Consider the following 15,646-nt stretch of genomic DNA (forward strand, 5'->3'; position numbering starts at 1 on the left):
AGTCAGTTCACTGTGGCGACGGTACGGATGCGGGTCCGGGGATAGATTTCCGCCTGTGCCATGACGGCAACCGAAGGGCGGATTCGGTCCACGATCATACGCACGGAATCCCGTGTGGCGGAGGTCGTGACAATGACGGGCATTTCCCCCAGTGTGGCTGTCTGGTCGAAGGCACGGCGCAGGGCCGTGACGAAGCGGTCCAGCATGGCTGGGGGCATGGCCAGCGTGCGGTCATCCCCCTGTCCGACCGTGTTGTTGAGGATGTTGCTCTCCCAGTCTGCAGAGAGGGTGATCATGGAAATGCAGCCAGAGGGCCCGACATAGCTGTTGCATATCTGTCGGGCGAGGCGGATGCGGACATGGGCTGTCAGGGCCTTGATGCCCTTGGCGGCCAGGGCGTGGCCTTCCTGTATGCTTTCAAGAATGGTGGGCAGGTCACGGATGGAGATGCGCTCCTGCAACAGGGACTGGAGAACACGCTGGACCGTGCTGAGGGACACCTGTGAGGGGATGAGGTCGTTGACGAGCTTCTGCTCTTCCTGCGGCAGATCATCCAGCAGGGACTGCGTGGCGGCATAGGTCAGCAGATCGCCCAGATTCTGGCTGATGGATTCCGTCAGGTGGGTGATGATGACAGTGACCGGGTCCACCACTGTGTATCCCTGGTCTGTGGCCTGTTTCTTCAGGTCGGGATCAATCCATATGGCAGGCAGGTTGAAGGAGGGTTCGGTTGTCTTCTCACCCGGCAGGGGGGCCTGCCCATTCTTGTGGGACGGGCATATGGCCAGTAGGTGGTTGGGCCTGACCTCACCCGAGGCAATGTCGATTTCCTTGAGCTTGATGACGTAACGGTCCGTCGGCAGCTGGATGTTGTCCTGAATCCGCACGGATGGCGTAATGAAGCCCATGTCCGCTGCCATCTTGCGGCGCAGGGCCTTGATCTGTTTGGTGATCTGTGCATTGTCCCCGCTGGCCAGCGGGAGCAGGCCATAACCGATTTCCAGCCGCAGGAGGTCGATTTTCAGAAGGTCGGAAATGGGTTGCGTGGTGGGAGCGGCGGGCTGGGTGAGGGCTTCCTCACCTTCATCCTGCCGGGGAGTCCTGTAGCGGATCCACGCCCCGATCCCGGCCACGGCGGCAATCATGAGGAAGGGGAAAGCCGGCAGGCCGGGCATGACGGCAAACAGGGCTGACAGGGTGGCCGCAATGGCCAGCGGCTTGGCATTGCCCGCCAGCTGGCGGAAAAGTGTTACGTCCGCCGAGCCATCCGTACCGCCCTTCGTGACGACGATACCGGCGGCCAGCGAGACCAGCAGGGCGGGAATCTGGGAGACGAGACCATCACCGATGGTCAGGGTGGTGAAGGTCTGTGCCGCCTCACTGATGGGCATGCCATGGCGCAGCACGCCGATGGTCAGACCGCCCAGAATGTTGATGGCGGTGATGAGGATTCCGGCAATGGCATCATTGCGGACAAATTTGGCAGCACCATCCATGGCTCCGTAGAAGGAGCTTTCCTCTTCCAGTTCCTTGCGTTTGGAGCGGGCACCACGCTCATTGATGGCCCCTGAGGCGAGGTCGGCATCAATGGCCATCTGTTTGCCGGGCATGGCATCGAGGAAGAAGCGGGCCGAGACCTCCGCAATGCGGCCCGACCCCTTGGTGATGACCATGAAGTTCACCACCAGCAGGATGCAGAAGACGATCCCGCCGATCACCACATCATTGCCCATGAGAAAGCCGCCAAAGGAGGCGACAACATGCCCGGCTGCATAGGCACCTTCATTGCCATGGCTGAGGATGAGCCGTGTTGTCGCCACTTCCAACGAGAGACGGAACATGGTCGTCAGCAGCAGCAATGTGGGGAAAGACGTGAAGTCCAGAGGCCGTTCCAGAAACAGCGCCACCATGAGGATCAGCACGGATGAGGTGATGGACAGTGAAAGCCCGACATCCAGGATCAGCGTGGGGAGCGGTACGATGAGGATGGAGATGAGCAGGATCACGCCCAGCGCCAGCAGGATGTCGGTGCCGGGCAGGCGGGCGGCAAGACGGGAGGCCGCTCCGTTGGGTGTGAAGAGGTCTGCCGGGTTCCGTATCAGCGTGCCCAGCCTTCCGCCCAGTCCGCCAGCTCCCCCTGCACCGGGAGCCGCCTTGGGGGCGGGAGAACCTGACCGTTGCGGGGAAGAAGAAGGAGCGGGCATTGTCATCCTGACTGATGATGTGCTGCCTTCCCCGGCTTGGGTGACGGGTAGGGAAGGTGGCAACAAGGTTTATTAAGGCCTGTTATCTATGAGTTTGCAATTTAGCCATTAAAGTCTTGCCCATCAAGGTTTATGGGGACATGTTGTTTTGCCATGAACATGACCTGTCAGGTCATTGATGGTTCAAGGCATGAAGAAAGGCAGCATGATGGCAGGAGCAGAGCAGCATGGCAGGGTGGAAGATGGCAGTCATGAGGCTGGTCAGACTGCACTGACCCCGCAGGAAGTGACAGCCTGCTGCCAGCAGCTTGTTGCCCGTGGTGAGGGAGACCAGGCTGTCGGTCTGGCCATACAGATTGCCCAGGGGACGCAGGATGTGGCGCTCATTCTTGCGGCGGGCCTTTTTCTTGTCCGTTTCACCCCCCGGCATGAGGTGGTGATTGCCGTCTTCCGCAAGGCTCTGCTTTTGATGCCGGAGGCGGAACCCGCCATGGCCTCCATGCGGGGCGAGGTGAAGATTTTTCTGGCAGGGGCGCTCATGGTGGCGGGCGAACGGGAAGAGGCCATGGCCCTCTTCATGGATGTTGCCCGGACTCTGCCAGAACATCGGGTGCTTGTCGGGGAGCATCTCTCAATGGCCCTGCTGGAGGCGGGGCTGGCGGATCAGGCTGAGCAGGTGCTGTTGGCCTGGCTTGCGGATGGACCGCCCTCCGTCTCGCTGTACAACAACATGGGTTGCGCTCTGGGACGGCTGAACCGCTCCCGGGATGCCCTGGCCTATTATCGCCGGGGAATGGAGCTGTCCTCCCGGCATGAGGCTGTTTCCTTCGGCTATGCCATCGCCCTGTTGAAAGCCGGTGAGTATGAGGAGGGCTTTGCCCGCTATGTAAGGCGTGTGCCCCGTATTCCGAGCCTGAACTGCTGGTTCTATCAGGACCTGCCCAGACTGACGAACGATGTTCCGCTGGAAGGGCGCCACCTTCTTTTCTATCAGGAGCAGGGGCTTGGCGATACGATCCAGTTCATCCGCTTCCTGCCGGAGATCGTCCGCCGGGCAGGGCGGGTCACGCTGGCCGTTCTGCCATCGTTGGCCCGGCTGCTGAGGGAAAGCTACCCCATGGTGCAGGTCTGCCTTATCACGGAGCTTCTGGACCATCCGGAGCGTGTGGCAGAGTATGATTTTTCCTGCCCGATACCGGACCTTCCCTATCTCTGTCATCTCAGGCACGTGGCTGATATTCCGGCTTTCAGTCCCTATCTGGAAGTTCCGGTGCGGCGGCGGGAGCATTTTGCCCGACTTGTGGAGCAGGCCGTGGCACAGGGTGGCCGGGCAGGGGGGCGCAGTCCTGCCGGGCGGCGCCTGCGTGTAGGGCTCGTCTGGGCAGGGGATTCTCGGTCCAGCGCACAGGATGTGGCTGCAGACAGGCGGCGTTCCAGCAGCTTTGCGGAGATGACGGAGGCCCTCGGGCCGGTGGAGGCTGATCTGTTCAGCCTTCAGTATGGCGACCGGCGGGGAGAGCTGGAGCCAGTGGAGGGGCAGGGAGCGGTCGTGCATGATCTGATGGGACACGTGCAGGACATGGCGGATACGGCTGCCCTGATGGAAAGTCTGGACCTTGTCATTTCCGTTGATACGGCCCCGCTGCATCTGGCTGGGGCACTGGGCCGGGAAGTCTGGCTGGTCAGTCGATGGGATGCCTGCTGGCGGTGGGGTGATGAAGGTGACCGCACCCCGTGGTACCCGACCATGCGTATTTTCCGGGCGCAGGAGCTGTCTCTTGCCCCTGTTCTGAAGGACGTGGCCGTCTCCCTGAGACGGCGGATTGCGGAGGGCTGAGCCATGTCATCTTATAAGGTAGCCATCCTGCTGCGCACGAAAAACCGTCCCGTTTTTCTGCGTCGGGCTCTGGAAACACTGAGGGCGCAGAGCTTTCAGGACTTCCGTATCCATATCATCAATGACGGGGGAGACATGGCCGCCCTGCGGGCCTGCGTTGCAGAGTGTGGCCCATCATGGGGGGAGCGCCTTTCCTGCGTGGACCTGCCCCGGTCTGTCGGACGCAGCAAGGCACTGGCCCTTGCCTTGGCCGTGTCCGACGAGCCTTATATTCTCATCCATGATGATGATGACACGCTGGAGCCTTCTTTCCTGGCAGAGACGGTTGCCTTTCTGGAGCGGGACGGGACGGGTTTCTATGCTGGTGTCACGACCAGCAATTATGACGTGTATGAACGTATCGAGGATGGACGGATCATCACGGACAGGAAGACGGACCAGTTTGGCCGCAAGAGTGGCTCGCTGGTGGATTACGGCCTGTATCTCTCCCACATGTATGTCATCATGCCGATCACCTTCCTGTTCCGCCGGGCGGCCCTGGCGGTGGCGGGTGGAGTGGAAACGCGGCTGGATTACGTCGAGGACCACGATCTCTTCCTGCGTGTCATGATGGCGGGTGAGGTCGGGATTCTGGAAGAGTTCCTCTGTTCATACCATCACCGTCTTGCGACCGGTGATGCCAATGATGCCAGCCAGCATGAGGTGACCCATGATTACGTGCTGGCCTACAAGAACGACATCATCCGGAAGGCCATGCAGGGGGGAGACCGCCTGAGACAGATGCAGGCCGGTTTCATCCAGGGGAATCATCTGGGGCGTTCCCAGCTTGGGCAGCTGTCCCGGCAGGTGGCACAGCTTCAGGAGGGCTTTGCCAGCCTGTCACAGGTGATGGTGGAGCTGCTTGGTCATATCAGACGCTGAGGGCCACTCCTGTCGGAATGGTCAGTAGGCCGTGGCGTAAGGGACATTGCTGGCAGCGTGGACGGGCATGGCCCGGTAGGCGGCAAGACTCCGGCCATTCTGTGAGCTTTTCATTCGCTGGTGCGGTGGTGGGGGCATGGCAGGGCGGAAATAACCCCGGAAGGGACGGAAAGGACGATGCCCCTGTGAGGGAGCCTGTCCCGGTGTGGCCGCAGCAGCAGGCTGCGCCACAGGGGGCAGGGGGCGTGTTGTTTCCTGATGGCGGAGAGCGGCCAGAAAACTGGCGGGCCCTGTAGTGGCGTGGGTTATGCCGGTTCCTGATGGGGAGGCTGATGCCGGCCTGATGACGAAGGGCCGGTACGGCCTGGTCGTCTGCACCGGGTGGTTCTGACCAGCGCCAGAATGATCGCCAGTCATGACAGCCGCCACAGCGGGATGTGGCGATGTGGAAAGAGGGGGGTGTGGCAGAGGCGTGTCCAGCGGTGTGGCCCATTGCTGGAGAACCTGTTGCAGGTAGGTCGTGCCCAGGGTGCCTGTCTGTGAATGATAAGCAGCAGCGGCCCGTGGCCAGCTGCCGGTCTGGTCCTTCATTTTCTGGAGAAACAGGCCAGCATAGCGGGCATTGCTGTAGGGGTCGAAGGCTGTATCCAGAGAGGGGAAGGCTGTTGGATGGTGGAGGAGATTGACCTGAAGGCAGCCGACATCAATGGACTGTATGCCCCGCTGCTGGAAGGCTTTTACAGCCTCTACCGCTTCCTGGCGTGAGGCATAATAGTGACCTGTCCCGGCAACATTGATGCTCCATGGCCATGGGGTGAGGGTGCCATTGCCATCCGGGCGGCCTGTTTCCACCCGGCTGATGGCCGAAAGGAAACCATCCGGCAGTCGCAGGGCCCGTTCTACCTGCTCCGTGGCAGTGCGGCAGAGGCGGGACTGGGTGGGGTCCATGGGGGGGAGTGAAATCTGGGCCATGGCAGGCGGGGTCAGGAACATGCCCAGAAGAAGCCCCGGGACCCGCCAGAGGGCGAGGTGGAGCCAGCGCCCGGGTTTGTCATGCTGAAAGATGGAGGTCATGGGTCTCTCAAGGCTTTCTTTTGACGGACTTTCAGGGTAACCAAGGAATACCATTAAATAATTTTCCTTGTATAATCCATATATAAGGTTAAGTTGGAGCGTAGGAGACTATGCTTGATGTTTTTGAAGAGCTGTTGCGCCTGGCTGTCCCGAAGTCTGGATGGGATTCGGCCTGCCTGTCGCTGTATGATGCTGGCGATCTTCGGATGCGTGCTGTCTGGCATGTTTTCGGGTGGCTCAGCCCATGCCTCTGCGGTCCGTATCAAGGATATTGTGGATTATGAAGGAATCCGGGACAACCAGCTCGTCGGTTATGGGCTTGTTGTCGGTCTGAACGGCACCGGGGACCGGCTGACCAATACGCTTTTTACCCGTGAAACCCTGGTCGGCATGCTCAACCGTCTTGGTGTCAATATCCGGGACAAGGCCATCCAGCTGCAGACACACAACACGGCCGCTGTCATGGTGACAGCCAGTCTGCCGCCGTTCTCGCATGGTGGCAGCCGGATTGACGTAACGGTTTCTGCCGTGGGTGATGCCCAGAGCCTGACAGGTGGTACGCTGATCGTGACGCCTCTTCAGGCTGCAGATGGTGAGGTTTATGCCGTGGCGCAGGGGTCGCTGGTGACGAACGCCTTCACGGCCAGAGGGCCGGGGGCCGTCGCCACCCGTAATGTGCCAACCAGTGGGCACATCGCCAATGGTGCCGTGGTGGAGCGGGAAGTGCCCGTTCTGCTGGGGGCTGGTGGGGTGATCCATCTGTCTCTCAAGAATTCGAATTACACGACGGCGGTTCGCATTGCCGATGTCATCAACCGGCACATGGGCCGGGGGACAGCCCGGGTGGATGATCCCAGGACGGTGGCCGTCAACCTGGCAGGGCGCAACGTCTCCGAGGCCCTGTATGAGATCGGGGATCTGACCGTCACGCCGGACACGATGGCCAAGGTCATCGTGGATGAAGCCGCTGGGACCATCGTCATCGGGGATAATGTCCGTATCACCACGGTGGCCATTGCCCAGGGGAACCTGACCGTGCAGGTGACCAACAGCCCTGAAGTTGTCCAGCCCAACGCCTTTGGTGCAGGGCAGACTGCTGTCGTGCCCAGGACGCAGATCAATGCCACGACCGATCGTGAACACAGGATGGGCATTCTTTCTGATGGCCCCTCCCTGGCCAATCTTGTAACGGGCCTGAATGCCCTTGGGGTTGGCCCCAGAGACATGATCAGTATTCTCCAGGCCATCAAGGCGGACGGTGCCTTGCAGGCTGAGCTGGAAGTGCGCTGATCGCAGGGATGAATCCAGTCTGACTGTCTGTCGTTTACAGGAGAAAATACCGGTTCATGAGTATTTCGTCAGTCTCACATGCGGCGTCTGCGCATGTGGCGGCCCCGTCCGCCGGAAAGCAGGCAGACCGGAGCCATCCCATGTCTCCGCAGGATGAAAACAGGGTCCGTAAAACGGCCCGGGATTTTGAGGCCATGGCGCTGGGAGAAATGCTTCAGCCCATGTTCGATACGGTGGACAATTCCGCAGCGCCCTTTGGGGGAGGCAATGCCGAGAAGCAGTTCCGCTCCATGCAGGTGCTGGAACTGGGCAAGGAGGTTGCCCGTAGCGGGGGGATAGGGATTGCCCATCAGGTTTATGGCCGGATGAAGGCCATGCAGGAGCAGGCCGCCCAGGCCAGCAGCATACATCCCAGCAACAGGACAGGAGGATACAGACCGTGACATTGCAGAGGCTTGGCAAAGCCGCACGTCGGCTTGCCGGGCATTTTTCCAGACGGGACGAGGATGAACTGGACGGCTCTTTCCTGCCCCATCTGATGGGCAGTTTTGCCCGGGCCGCGGACATCATGGCGCAGGAAAACCGCTTTCTTCAGGATAATGACGTGTCAGCTGCTGCAGCACTTCTGCCTGAAAAGACAGCGACCATGGAAGAGCTGACAGCCCTTGTGGCCAGGGCACGGAAGCATGATGTACGGGTGGAGAATCTTTCTCCTGCCTTTCGGCAGGTGCAGAGGCGTTTTACTGAAATTGCTGCCCAGAATGGGGAGCTGTTGCAGCAGGCTCTTGTCACGCAGGAGGCCGTGATGAAGCTGCTCATTGAAAGTGCGGTGGAGGCCAACCGTCATGGCTATGGCCGGACGGGCGAGGTGGGATCTGATACGTCCTGCGGGTCACTTTCACTGAATGACCGGGCCTGAGCAACGGGCCAAAGGCCCGTTGCGTCTCTTTTACCAGTATCCGCCGATCATGTGGCGTGGCTGGTTGTTGTCCGGGTCTGCGGCCGGGCTCCAGACGGTCCAGTCCCATGAGGTTGTATCCCGGTAATTTTCAGCCGTCATGGCGGGCAGGGGCGGGTCCTGCGGTGGATGATGGGCGTGTTTGCGCTGCATGATGGCCTGCATGTGGGCCTGAAGGGTGCCATAGGCGGTTTCATCCCCCATATACACACAGCCACAGGCCAGTGGGTCAGCATAGAGGTAGATGCGCTGCCCGCTCGGGGCCATGCGGTAGGTCAGGCTACCGGGTGGCAGGCTATTCATGAGGGCAAAACGGGCGGTCGTGTTGGCCGGGTGGGCGACAAATCCGGCATGGCTGAGCAGGCTGCCTTTCTCCAGATAGGGGGCGGCCGGTCGTACGCAGCCAGCCAGAGCCAGGCCGAGCAGGGCCGTGCAGGCATGTCTCGCCATGGCAGAGGGTGAGGGGATGGTCAGGGCCATGGTTGTCACTCCCGGTTCAGGCTTTTGGCTGTCTGATTGTCCGTCAGAACCAGGGGCGGCACACAGCAATAGGCCTTCATGTCGGCATAATGGCGGTTCATGAGATGGTCGACACTGGTGCTCATCAGGGTCCTGTTGCCCAGTGAGGGGTAATTGATGGGCAGTGTGGTCATGGGCAGGCAGCGTTTCATGAGGGAGACGGCCCCACGGGGAGACAGGGCGTAACCACAGATGCCAAAGGCCTGCTTCAGGCGGAAAGGAAGTGTCTCGACCGTCTGGTGCCGGAATTCCTCAATGCCGCAGCGAACATCATCCTGGTTGAAATAGGCGAAACAGTCTGTCTGCCCCGGCAGAACCTCATAATGGAGAGGGGCATCCGAATTCTGTCCCCACAGGATGATCTCCCAGTCTTCCGGCAGCTGCTGGATGATCTGCTGGCTCTTCTGTTCAAAATTCTGGCAGAGAAAAGCGTCATCTTCAAAGATGTTGGCAGGCTCTCCGCTCTGGGCGACTGTTCCCCACAGGGCAACATGGGTCAGCCCCGAGCCAATGGCTCCGGCCGTGAAGTGGCAGTCCTGTGCCAGAAGGCCGGCCTGTATGGCATCCTGTTTGTCCAGCGTTTTGCCATCAATGCCGGGCGCATGAGTGATGTCAGGGCCATGCCGGTTGACCCGCCGGAACCTCTCAAGCCGGTCTGGTGTTCGGGCGAGGCTGATGACGTAATGTTTCATGAATATCCTTCTTGTCATGACAGGCCTGTTTCATGTCGTGTTGCGAAGATATGGCATGTTTCCAGGTCATGCCATATCTGTTATGGTTAAAACATGATCATTTTATCCTTGCATTAATCATTCGTGTTTTAATGTGAGGCCAGATGCTGGCAGATGTCGTGCCAGCCTTATGGTTTTATGGAGGAGGCGGCTTATGGGACTTGGTGGCATTTCACCCGTGGCACAGTTTCTTATGGCCCAGAAAAATGAGGTCCAGACAGCAGCTGACAGCGTGAAGGGCGACAATACGGCCAAACGCATGGTGTCGGACTTCCAGGACAAGGCGCCATCCATCACCACGGCCAAGCAGCTCATGAGCAACTACTCTGCCAATCAGGTGGTGCTGAAGGCCTACAATCTCAGTTCCCTCAGCGGGCAGCAGGCTGTGGAAAAGGCCCTGCTGACGCAGGACCCCACCTCCTCCTCTTCTCTGGCCCAGACCTCCCGGAATGCCAGCTGGCTGGCCTTTGCTGATGCCTTCGCCAGCATGGGGGCGGGGCATGGCACGGCCAGTGCAACACCTTTTACTTCAGACATGATGGCATCGACGGTGAGTGCCTACGAGCAGCGCCAGTATGAGACAAGCGATGCCCAGCAGAAGAATGGCGTGGGGGATGCGCTCTATTTCACCCGGAGGATGCAGTCCGGCAAGATCAAGACGGTGGATGACCTCATGGCGGACCCGACCCTGCTGCGTGTGGCAGAGGTTGTCAGCGGGTATGATCCGGACCAGTTCGGGGCTCTGGATTTCGACCAGCAGAAGCGCATCATCAGCAACAAGGTTGACATGAAGACCTTCTCGCAGCCGGAGAATGTCCAGCGCTATGCCGAACGGTACCTGACGCAGTTGCAGATTCACCCCAGCTATAACAGTGATGACAAGCCGGCCAGCATGATCGATCTTTTTGGTGGGGATGATGGTGGAGACGGCATCCTCGCCCTGTTTGGGGGTAGCGGTGATGGCGGGACTTCGTCCTCCGGTCTCTTCTGATGCCCGGAGCCCTCACCCTGCCGGATATTGAAACCCAGTGCCGGGCCGTGCGGGAACGCCATGTGATGCTCTCCGTCCAGCTTGCCCGGCAGAGGGATCTCATGGAGACCCTGACAGGGACCATCCGCCCCGCTGCGGAGGATGCCCCCATAGGGGAGCTGACCGGGCATGTGGTGGATGTCTCTGGCTTGTGCGTGACGGTGGATGGTCTGGCATCCTTTACGGCCGTAGGGGACCAGATACGCATCAGGACGCTGGATGGCCGGGACATTCTGGCGGAAATCATTGCCTTCCGCCATGGTCAGGCGCTGGCGATGACCTACGAATCCATAGAAGGAATCGGGGCCGGCTGTCCGGTCTTTCATGAGCTTCACGGCCAGGGGCGGCAGGGTCTGTCTGGCGGGCTGGCGGTCAATGAATCATGGATTGGCCGTGTTGTGGACCCGATGGGGCAGCCGCTGGACGGTAGAGGGCCTCTTCTGCCATCGGCAGCCCGGCAGCAGCGTCATGCCCGCCCGCCGGAAGCCGCCGGACGGGCCCGGCTGGGGGCAAGGATTGATCTGGGAATCAAGGCCCTGAACCTCTTCACGACCTGTCGGCAGGGGCAGCGCCTGGGGCTTTTTGCGGGCTCCGGTGTGGGCAAATCCACGCTCATGGGGATGCTGGCCCGGGAGACGGCCTGCGATGTCACGGTCATTTCTCTTGTGGGGGAACGGGGCCGGGAAGTCCGGGAGTTCATGGAGGATGACCTGGGGCCGGAGGGGTTGGCCAAGTCCGTGCTTGTTGTCGCTACTTCGGACAGTTCCGCCCTCATGCGGCGGGAGGCTGCCTATAGCGCCATGGCCGTGGCGGAGCATTTCCGCAATCAGGGCAAGTCCGTCCTGCTGTTGATGGACAGTGTGACCCGCTTCTGTCAGGCCCTGCGGGAGATAGGTCTTTCAGCCGGAGAGGTGCCTGCTACCCGTGGTTATCCGCCCAGCGTGTTTGCAACTCTGCCTCGCCTGCTGGAGCGTGCTGGCCCCGGTGCATTGGATGAACAGGGCCAGGCAGGCCAGATGACGGCTTTCTTCTCCGTTCTCGTGGAAGGGGATGACCAGAACGAACCGGTGACGGACACGGTACGGGGGATTCTTGATGGTCATGTGGTGCTGGAACGCTCCATTGCTGAATCGGGCCGGTATCCGGCCATCAATGTTCTGCGGTCATTGTCCCGTTCCGTACCGGGTTGCAACAGCGAGAGTGAAAATGAGCTGACAGTCCGGGCACGGCGTCTTCTGTCCCAGTGGGATGAGGTGCGGGACCTTGTCCGGCTGGGCGCCTACAAGGCTGGGAATGATCCGGAAGCCGATCTGGCCGTACAGCTTGGCCCGCAGCTGGAAGAATTCCTCATCCAGAAAAAGACGGAGCGTGTCTCCCTTGAGGACTCTTTTGCCGGTCTGCGGGAGCTTCTCTCACAGGGTGAGCGTGTAGAAGCGCACCCCGCCTGACGTGTGAGGAGGGAACGTCATGAAACCGGCACGGCTCAAGGCCCTGACATCTCTGCTTACCCTCCAGAAGCGTAACACGACTTTGGCCCGTACAGAGCTGGCCCACTGTCTGGCCGAGGAAAAACGCCTTGAGAACAGCATAAGCGAGCTGAAGGCCCAGATGCAGGAGAACCGGATTCTTGTCAGTCAGGCCCGGGAGGAAGAAGCGCAGGACCTGACCCTGTGGAACGGATACCGGTACTGGCTGCCCATCGCACAGGAAGAGATGGACCGTCTGGAACAGGCGCTGGACAATGCCAGGGCGGTAAGTACTGCAGCCCGTGGCCGGGTGATGGACTGCGTGCGTGCACAGGAGGCGACGGATGGCCTGCTGCGGCAAGACAGGCTGGAGCAGGCAGACAGGCTGCGACAGCAGGAACAGGTGGCTCTTGATGAACGGGCGCAGCATCAGAAGATGTTGGAAGAGCTGGAACTGTAAACAGAACATTTCCTTCCCATGACGAAAAGGCTTCCATCTGGTTCCATCAGGATTACATGGGCGTGGTTTTGGCAATCATTTAATATTATTCCTTATAAAATCCTTGAGACTCAACAATTCGCTGCGGTATTTCCATGATTAAACTTATTTTTTCATGTCCTTTTCGCATGGGCATACTTCATGGAGGGAATCGCAACGATGCAGATGGGGACCACGCCTTCAGGCAAGATCATGCTGGCGACGCCCTGCTTTGGCGGGATGGTGACGACAGGCTACATGCTGTCCGTCATCGGTTATGCCTCCAGCGGTCAGAGCATCCCCATGACGGTCATGCATGTCGGTGATGATGCCCTCGTGACACGGGCACGCAATACACTGCTTTCCAATTTCTATTTCCGGTCAGACTGTTCGCACATCCTTTTTGTCGATGCTGACATCAGCTTCCCCGCCAATGCCCCGACACGTCTGTTTGAAACAGGGAAAGATGTGGTGGCCGGGATGTACCCACTGCGTGAGCGGTTCTGGGACGAAGAAACAAAACACAACATTCTTGCCGGGGAACGCCAGCAGACAGCCTCTTTGCGTTATGTGGGCGAGACGGCGGCCATGCATGAGACCTATGAACGTGGCCCGCTGTTGCAGACCGCCTATGCCGGGACGGGATTCATGATGATCAGCCGTCATGCGGTCAGCCGCATGATCAAGGCCTATCCCGAGCTGGAATACAGGCGCATTGATGCCCCCGAGGGTGAGGATGGCCGACGGTTTGCCCTGTTCGAGGGCAGCGTGGATACCGAGAGCGGTACCTATCTCAGTGAAGATTACACGTTCTGCAAACGCTGGCGGGAGATTGGTGGAGAGGTCTGGCTGGATACGTCCATTGAGTTGACCCACACCGGCACGGCGTCTTTCTCCGGCATGCCGTCCGTACGTGTGGGCATCGCCCATAACAGGGGCCGTTGATGATGGCCAGGACCGTTGGTGGCCTGCCGGTGATGGGTGGCCCGGGGGCGTGGTGGTGCTGCCATGGCTGACCGGAAGAATGCCCGACCCATCATCATCAAGCGGGAAGAGGTTGTGGAGGCAGGGCATCATGGCGGTGCCTGGAAGGTCGCTTATGCCGACTTCATGACAGCCATGATGGCATTCTTCCTGCTCATGTGGCTGCTGAACATCACCACGGATGAGCAGAAGCGTGGCATTGCCCTGTTCTTCAATCCGATGGCGGACAGGACGGGCAAGGCGACATCAGACCAGGCGCTGCTGGAAACCTCGCCCCTTTCGGCACCTTCCTCCCTGCGTACGGTGCACAATTCCGATCATGAGCCGCCGCCGAAGCCGGATTCCTCGGAGACTCATCCAGAGGATCAGGGCTCAAGAGGCGGCCGGGCAAGTGAGGGTATCCTGACCGCCAGTGGCGTCAGCATCCTTCCGCCCGGTATGGCGGACCGTCCGGATGAGGATGAAGCCAGTGTCGGCCGTCCCGAGATCATTCCTCTCGGAGGGCCGAAGAGTGGGGCGGCAGAGAATGTTGGCCAGGTTGGCCAGGGCAATGCCGCTGCTGATGGCAGTGCCGGGGGACCAGCCTCTGCTGCTCAGTCCACCGGGGCTTCTGCCGACCATGAGAGCAGCCATGAAGCTGGTACGGAAGGCGTGGCGGCAGGTCTGCATCAGGCCGCCCAGGAGGATGCCCATCTCCGTCAGACCGTGGAAGGGCTGAAGGCCAGCCTGGCCCATCAGGCCGGACTGAATGAGCTGAAGGATAATCTCGGCTTCAGGATGGGGGCGGATGAAATCCGCATCGAGGTGCAGGATACGGCCCACAGGCCGATGTTCGACAATGGCGAGACCATGCCCAACAGGGAAGGCATGGCCCTGCTCGGGCAGATCGGTTCCTGGCTTGGCAGCCTGCCGGAAGATATCTCCATCATCGGGGAGACGGATGGTGTTCCGTACCATCTGCGGCAGGTCAATCCACATGGCCTGTCCAACTGGACACTCTCCGAGATGCGGGCCGACCGTGTGAGGGAGCTTCTGGTCCGGGCGGGTTATCCAGACCGGCGGATCAGGAGCGTGGAAGGGCGTGCGGACCGCAGTCTGGCTAACCCCGCCCACCCGGAGGCACCGGAGAACCGGCGGATTGTTCTGCTCATCCATCGTCTGCATCCGCTGCCGGCATCCTTTCAGGCCGGTACACAGCAGGCCCCGCCGCAGGGGGCAGCACGATGAACAGGCAGGAAGAGATGATGGATCATGATGTCAGAGCCGTTTTGAGAGGGGAACAATAGGATGCTGTATATCGGTGGGCTGATTTTTGCGTTGCTCTGCGTGTTTGGTTCCTTTGCGGCTTCGGGCGGGGCACTGGCCCCGCTTCTGGCATCCATGCCGTTTGAGCTGCTGACCATCCTGGGGGCTGCCGTGGGCGTGTTTGTCATGAGCAACAGCATGGCAGCGCTGAAGTCGGTTTTCGGCTACCTGATGCTGGTCGTGAAAGGCCCCCGGCACAGTCAGCAGAGCTACATGGACCTTCTGGCCCTCATGTACCGCCTGCTGCGGCAGGCCAACATGAAAGGCATCGCCTCTCTGGAAAACGATTTTGAAGAGCCGCAGGAAAGCAGCATTTTTGCCACGTCTCCACGCATCAAGCAGGATGAGAAGACCCGTGACATGATCTGCGACTACCTGCGGCTCATCAGCATGAATCTGGATGAAAGCCACCAGCTGGACGAGATCATGGGCAGGGAGCTGAAGAAGAACCTGCATGAGGATCTTCACGTTGCCGAATCACTTTCCGGCATTTCCGATGCCCTGCCTGCTCTTGGCATTGTGGCGGCCGTGCTGGGTGTGGTGAAGACCATGGCTGCCATCAGCAAGCCGCCTGCCGTGCTGGGGGAAATGATTGCCGGTGCCCTTGTGGGAACCTTTCTCGGGGTGCTGCTGGCCTATGGTGTGGTCGGGCCGCTGGCCTCGCGGATGCAGGCCATCGTGAAGATGGACAACCGTTATTATGAAACGATCCGCACCGTGCTGGTGGCGTACCTGCAGGGGCAGCCGCCGCAGGTGTGCATCGAGATTGGCCGCAAGGACATCCCGGAAGAATTCATGCCCGGCTTTGCAGAAGTCGACAGCATGTTGAGTGAGCTGACCTGACAGACA

General features: G+C 60.1%; 15 protein-coding genes. 11 read left to right on the forward strand and 4 right to left on the reverse strand.

From position 1 onward, the window contains the following. Positions 1-2: 2 nt before the first annotated feature. Entirely contained in the window at positions 3-2,204 is a 2,202-nt protein-coding gene (flhA, locus tag DTJ15_RS06165) for a flagellar biosynthesis protein FlhA (protein ID WP_081847639.1), read from the reverse strand. Between the two features lie 205 nt (positions 2,205-2,409). On the opposite strand from flhA, the gene DTJ15_RS06170 reads away from it, so the two are divergent. Both DTJ15_RS06170 and DTJ15_RS06175 read left to right on the forward strand, forming a co-directional pair. After that, complete coding sequence (locus tag DTJ15_RS06170) at positions 2,410-4,041, forward strand: tetratricopeptide repeat protein (RefSeq protein ID WP_249109663.1); 1,632 nt, start codon at positions 2,410-2,412, stop codon at positions 4,039-4,041. 3 nt (positions 4,042-4,044) lie between these two features. After that, positions 4,045-4,962: a glycosyltransferase family 2 protein gene (locus DTJ15_RS06175; RefSeq protein WP_249109664.1), complete on the forward strand. Its 918-nt coding sequence runs from the start codon at positions 4,045-4,047 to the stop codon at positions 4,960-4,962. 21 nt (positions 4,963-4,983) lie between these two features. On the opposite strand, the gene DTJ15_RS06180 is transcribed toward DTJ15_RS06175, so the two are convergent. Beyond that, entirely contained in the window at positions 4,984-6,036 is a 1,053-nt protein-coding gene (locus DTJ15_RS06180; RefSeq protein ID WP_103765246.1) for a transglycosylase SLT domain-containing protein, read from the reverse strand. A 186-nt stretch (positions 6,037-6,222) separates the two neighbouring features. On the opposite strand from DTJ15_RS06180, the gene DTJ15_RS06185 reads away from it, so the two are divergent. From DTJ15_RS06185 to DTJ15_RS06195, 3 genes are read left to right on the forward strand one after another with little or no spacing between them, the layout of a single operon-like run. Further along, complete coding sequence (locus DTJ15_RS06185) at positions 6,223-7,326, forward strand: flagellar basal body P-ring protein FlgI (RefSeq protein ID WP_052348903.1); 1,104 nt, start codon at positions 6,223-6,225, stop codon at positions 7,324-7,326. A gap of 56 nt (positions 7,327-7,382) precedes the next feature. Next, positions 7,383-7,769: a rod-binding protein gene (locus DTJ15_RS06190; RefSeq protein WP_081562786.1), complete on the forward strand. Its 387-nt coding sequence runs from the start codon at positions 7,383-7,385 to the stop codon at positions 7,767-7,769. After that, complete coding sequence (locus tag DTJ15_RS06195; RefSeq protein WP_143539866.1) at positions 7,766-8,245, forward strand: hypothetical protein; 480 nt, start codon at positions 7,766-7,768, stop codon at positions 8,243-8,245. Before DTJ15_RS06190 ends, DTJ15_RS06195 begins: the two co-directional genes overlap by 4 nt. Positions 8,246-8,275: 30 nt before the next feature. Here DTJ15_RS06195 and DTJ15_RS06200 read toward each other — a convergent pair whose 3' ends face one another. Both DTJ15_RS06200 and DTJ15_RS06205 read right to left on the reverse strand, forming a co-directional pair. After that, positions 8,276-8,764 carry a hypothetical protein gene (locus DTJ15_RS06200; RefSeq protein ID WP_086431294.1) on the reverse strand — a complete coding sequence of 163 codons (489 nt, stop codon included), beginning with the start codon at positions 8,762-8,764 and terminating at the stop codon, positions 8,276-8,278. A 5-nt stretch (positions 8,765-8,769) separates the two neighbouring features. Further along, positions 8,770-9,495: a glycosyltransferase family 25 protein gene (locus DTJ15_RS06205; protein WP_043558168.1), complete on the reverse strand. Its 726-nt coding sequence runs from the start codon at positions 9,493-9,495 to the stop codon at positions 8,770-8,772. A 217-nt stretch (positions 9,496-9,712) separates the two neighbouring features. Between DTJ15_RS06205 and DTJ15_RS06210 the strand changes: the two genes are divergently transcribed. From DTJ15_RS06210 to motA, 6 genes are all read left to right on the forward strand, one after another. Further along, a complete protein-coding gene (locus DTJ15_RS06210) occupies positions 9,713-10,525 on the forward strand; it encodes a DUF1217 domain-containing protein (RefSeq protein WP_227449684.1) in 813 nt (270 codons plus the stop codon). Between the two features lie 101 nt (positions 10,526-10,626). Then, a complete protein-coding gene (fliI, locus tag DTJ15_RS06215; RefSeq protein WP_052348932.1) occupies positions 10,627-12,012 on the forward strand; it encodes a flagellar protein export ATPase FliI in 1,386 nt (461 codons plus the stop codon). A 19-nt stretch (positions 12,013-12,031) separates the two neighbouring features. Next, entirely contained in the window at positions 12,032-12,490 is a 459-nt protein-coding gene (locus DTJ15_RS06220; RefSeq protein WP_043558171.1) for a hypothetical protein, read from the forward strand. Between the two features lie 180 nt (positions 12,491-12,670). Beyond that, positions 12,671-13,453 carry a hypothetical protein gene (locus DTJ15_RS06225; RefSeq protein WP_227449683.1) on the forward strand — a complete coding sequence of 261 codons (783 nt, stop codon included), beginning with the start codon at positions 12,671-12,673 and terminating at the stop codon, positions 13,451-13,453. Positions 13,454-13,516: 63 nt separating this feature from the next. Further along, on the forward strand, positions 13,517-14,719 hold the full coding sequence (locus tag DTJ15_RS06230; protein ID WP_143539865.1) for a flagellar motor protein MotB: 1,203 nt from the start codon (positions 13,517-13,519) through the stop codon (positions 14,717-14,719). 60 nt (positions 14,720-14,779) lie between these two features. Further along, complete coding sequence (gene motA / locus DTJ15_RS06235; RefSeq protein ID WP_043558177.1) at positions 14,780-15,640, forward strand: flagellar motor stator protein MotA; 861 nt, start codon at positions 14,780-14,782, stop codon at positions 15,638-15,640. The last annotated feature ends 6 nt before the right edge of the window (positions 15,641-15,646 follow it).

Source organism: Parasaccharibacter sp. TMW 2.1891, assembly GCF_023337675.1.
In the GTDB taxonomy this organism is placed as follows: Bacteria; Pseudomonadota; Alphaproteobacteria; order Acetobacterales; family Acetobacteraceae; genus Bombella; species Bombella apis.

What these genes read in the sequence shown, in the direction of transcription:
- flhA (WP_081847639.1), bottom strand. Translation starts at nt 2,204, where the DNA reads ATGCCCGCTCCTTCTTCTTCCCCGCAACGGTCAGGTTCTCCCGCCCCC.
- DTJ15_RS06170 (WP_249109663.1), top strand. Translation starts at nt 2,410, where the DNA reads ATGATGGCAGGAGCAGAGCAGCATGGCAGGGTGGAAGATGGCAGTCAT.
- DTJ15_RS06175 (WP_249109664.1), top strand. Translation starts at nt 4,045, where the DNA reads ATGTCATCTTATAAGGTAGCCATCCTGCTGCGCACGAAAAACCGTCCC.
- DTJ15_RS06180 (WP_103765246.1), bottom strand. Translation starts at nt 6,036, where the DNA reads ATGACCTCCATCTTTCAGCATGACAAACCCGGGCGCTGGCTCCACCTC.
- DTJ15_RS06185 (WP_052348903.1), top strand. Translation starts at nt 6,223, where the DNA reads ATGATGCTGGCGATCTTCGGATGCGTGCTGTCTGGCATGTTTTCGGGT.
- DTJ15_RS06190 (WP_081562786.1), top strand. Translation starts at nt 7,383, where the DNA reads ATGAGTATTTCGTCAGTCTCACATGCGGCGTCTGCGCATGTGGCGGCC.
- DTJ15_RS06200 (WP_086431294.1), bottom strand. Translation starts at nt 8,764, where the DNA reads ATGGCCCTGACCATCCCCTCACCCTCTGCCATGGCGAGACATGCCTGC.
- DTJ15_RS06205 (WP_043558168.1), bottom strand. Translation starts at nt 9,495, where the DNA reads ATGAAACATTACGTCATCAGCCTCGCCCGAACACCAGACCGGCTTGAG.
- fliI (WP_052348932.1), top strand. Translation starts at nt 10,627, where the DNA reads ATGGAGACCCTGACAGGGACCATCCGCCCCGCTGCGGAGGATGCCCCC.
- DTJ15_RS06220 (WP_043558171.1), top strand. Translation starts at nt 12,032, where the DNA reads ATGAAACCGGCACGGCTCAAGGCCCTGACATCTCTGCTTACCCTCCAG.
- DTJ15_RS06225 (WP_227449683.1), top strand. Translation starts at nt 12,671, where the DNA reads ATGGAGGGAATCGCAACGATGCAGATGGGGACCACGCCTTCAGGCAAG.
- DTJ15_RS06230 (WP_143539865.1), top strand. Translation starts at nt 13,517, where the DNA reads ATGGCTGACCGGAAGAATGCCCGACCCATCATCATCAAGCGGGAAGAG.
- motA (WP_043558177.1), top strand. Translation starts at nt 14,780, where the DNA reads ATGCTGTATATCGGTGGGCTGATTTTTGCGTTGCTCTGCGTGTTTGGT.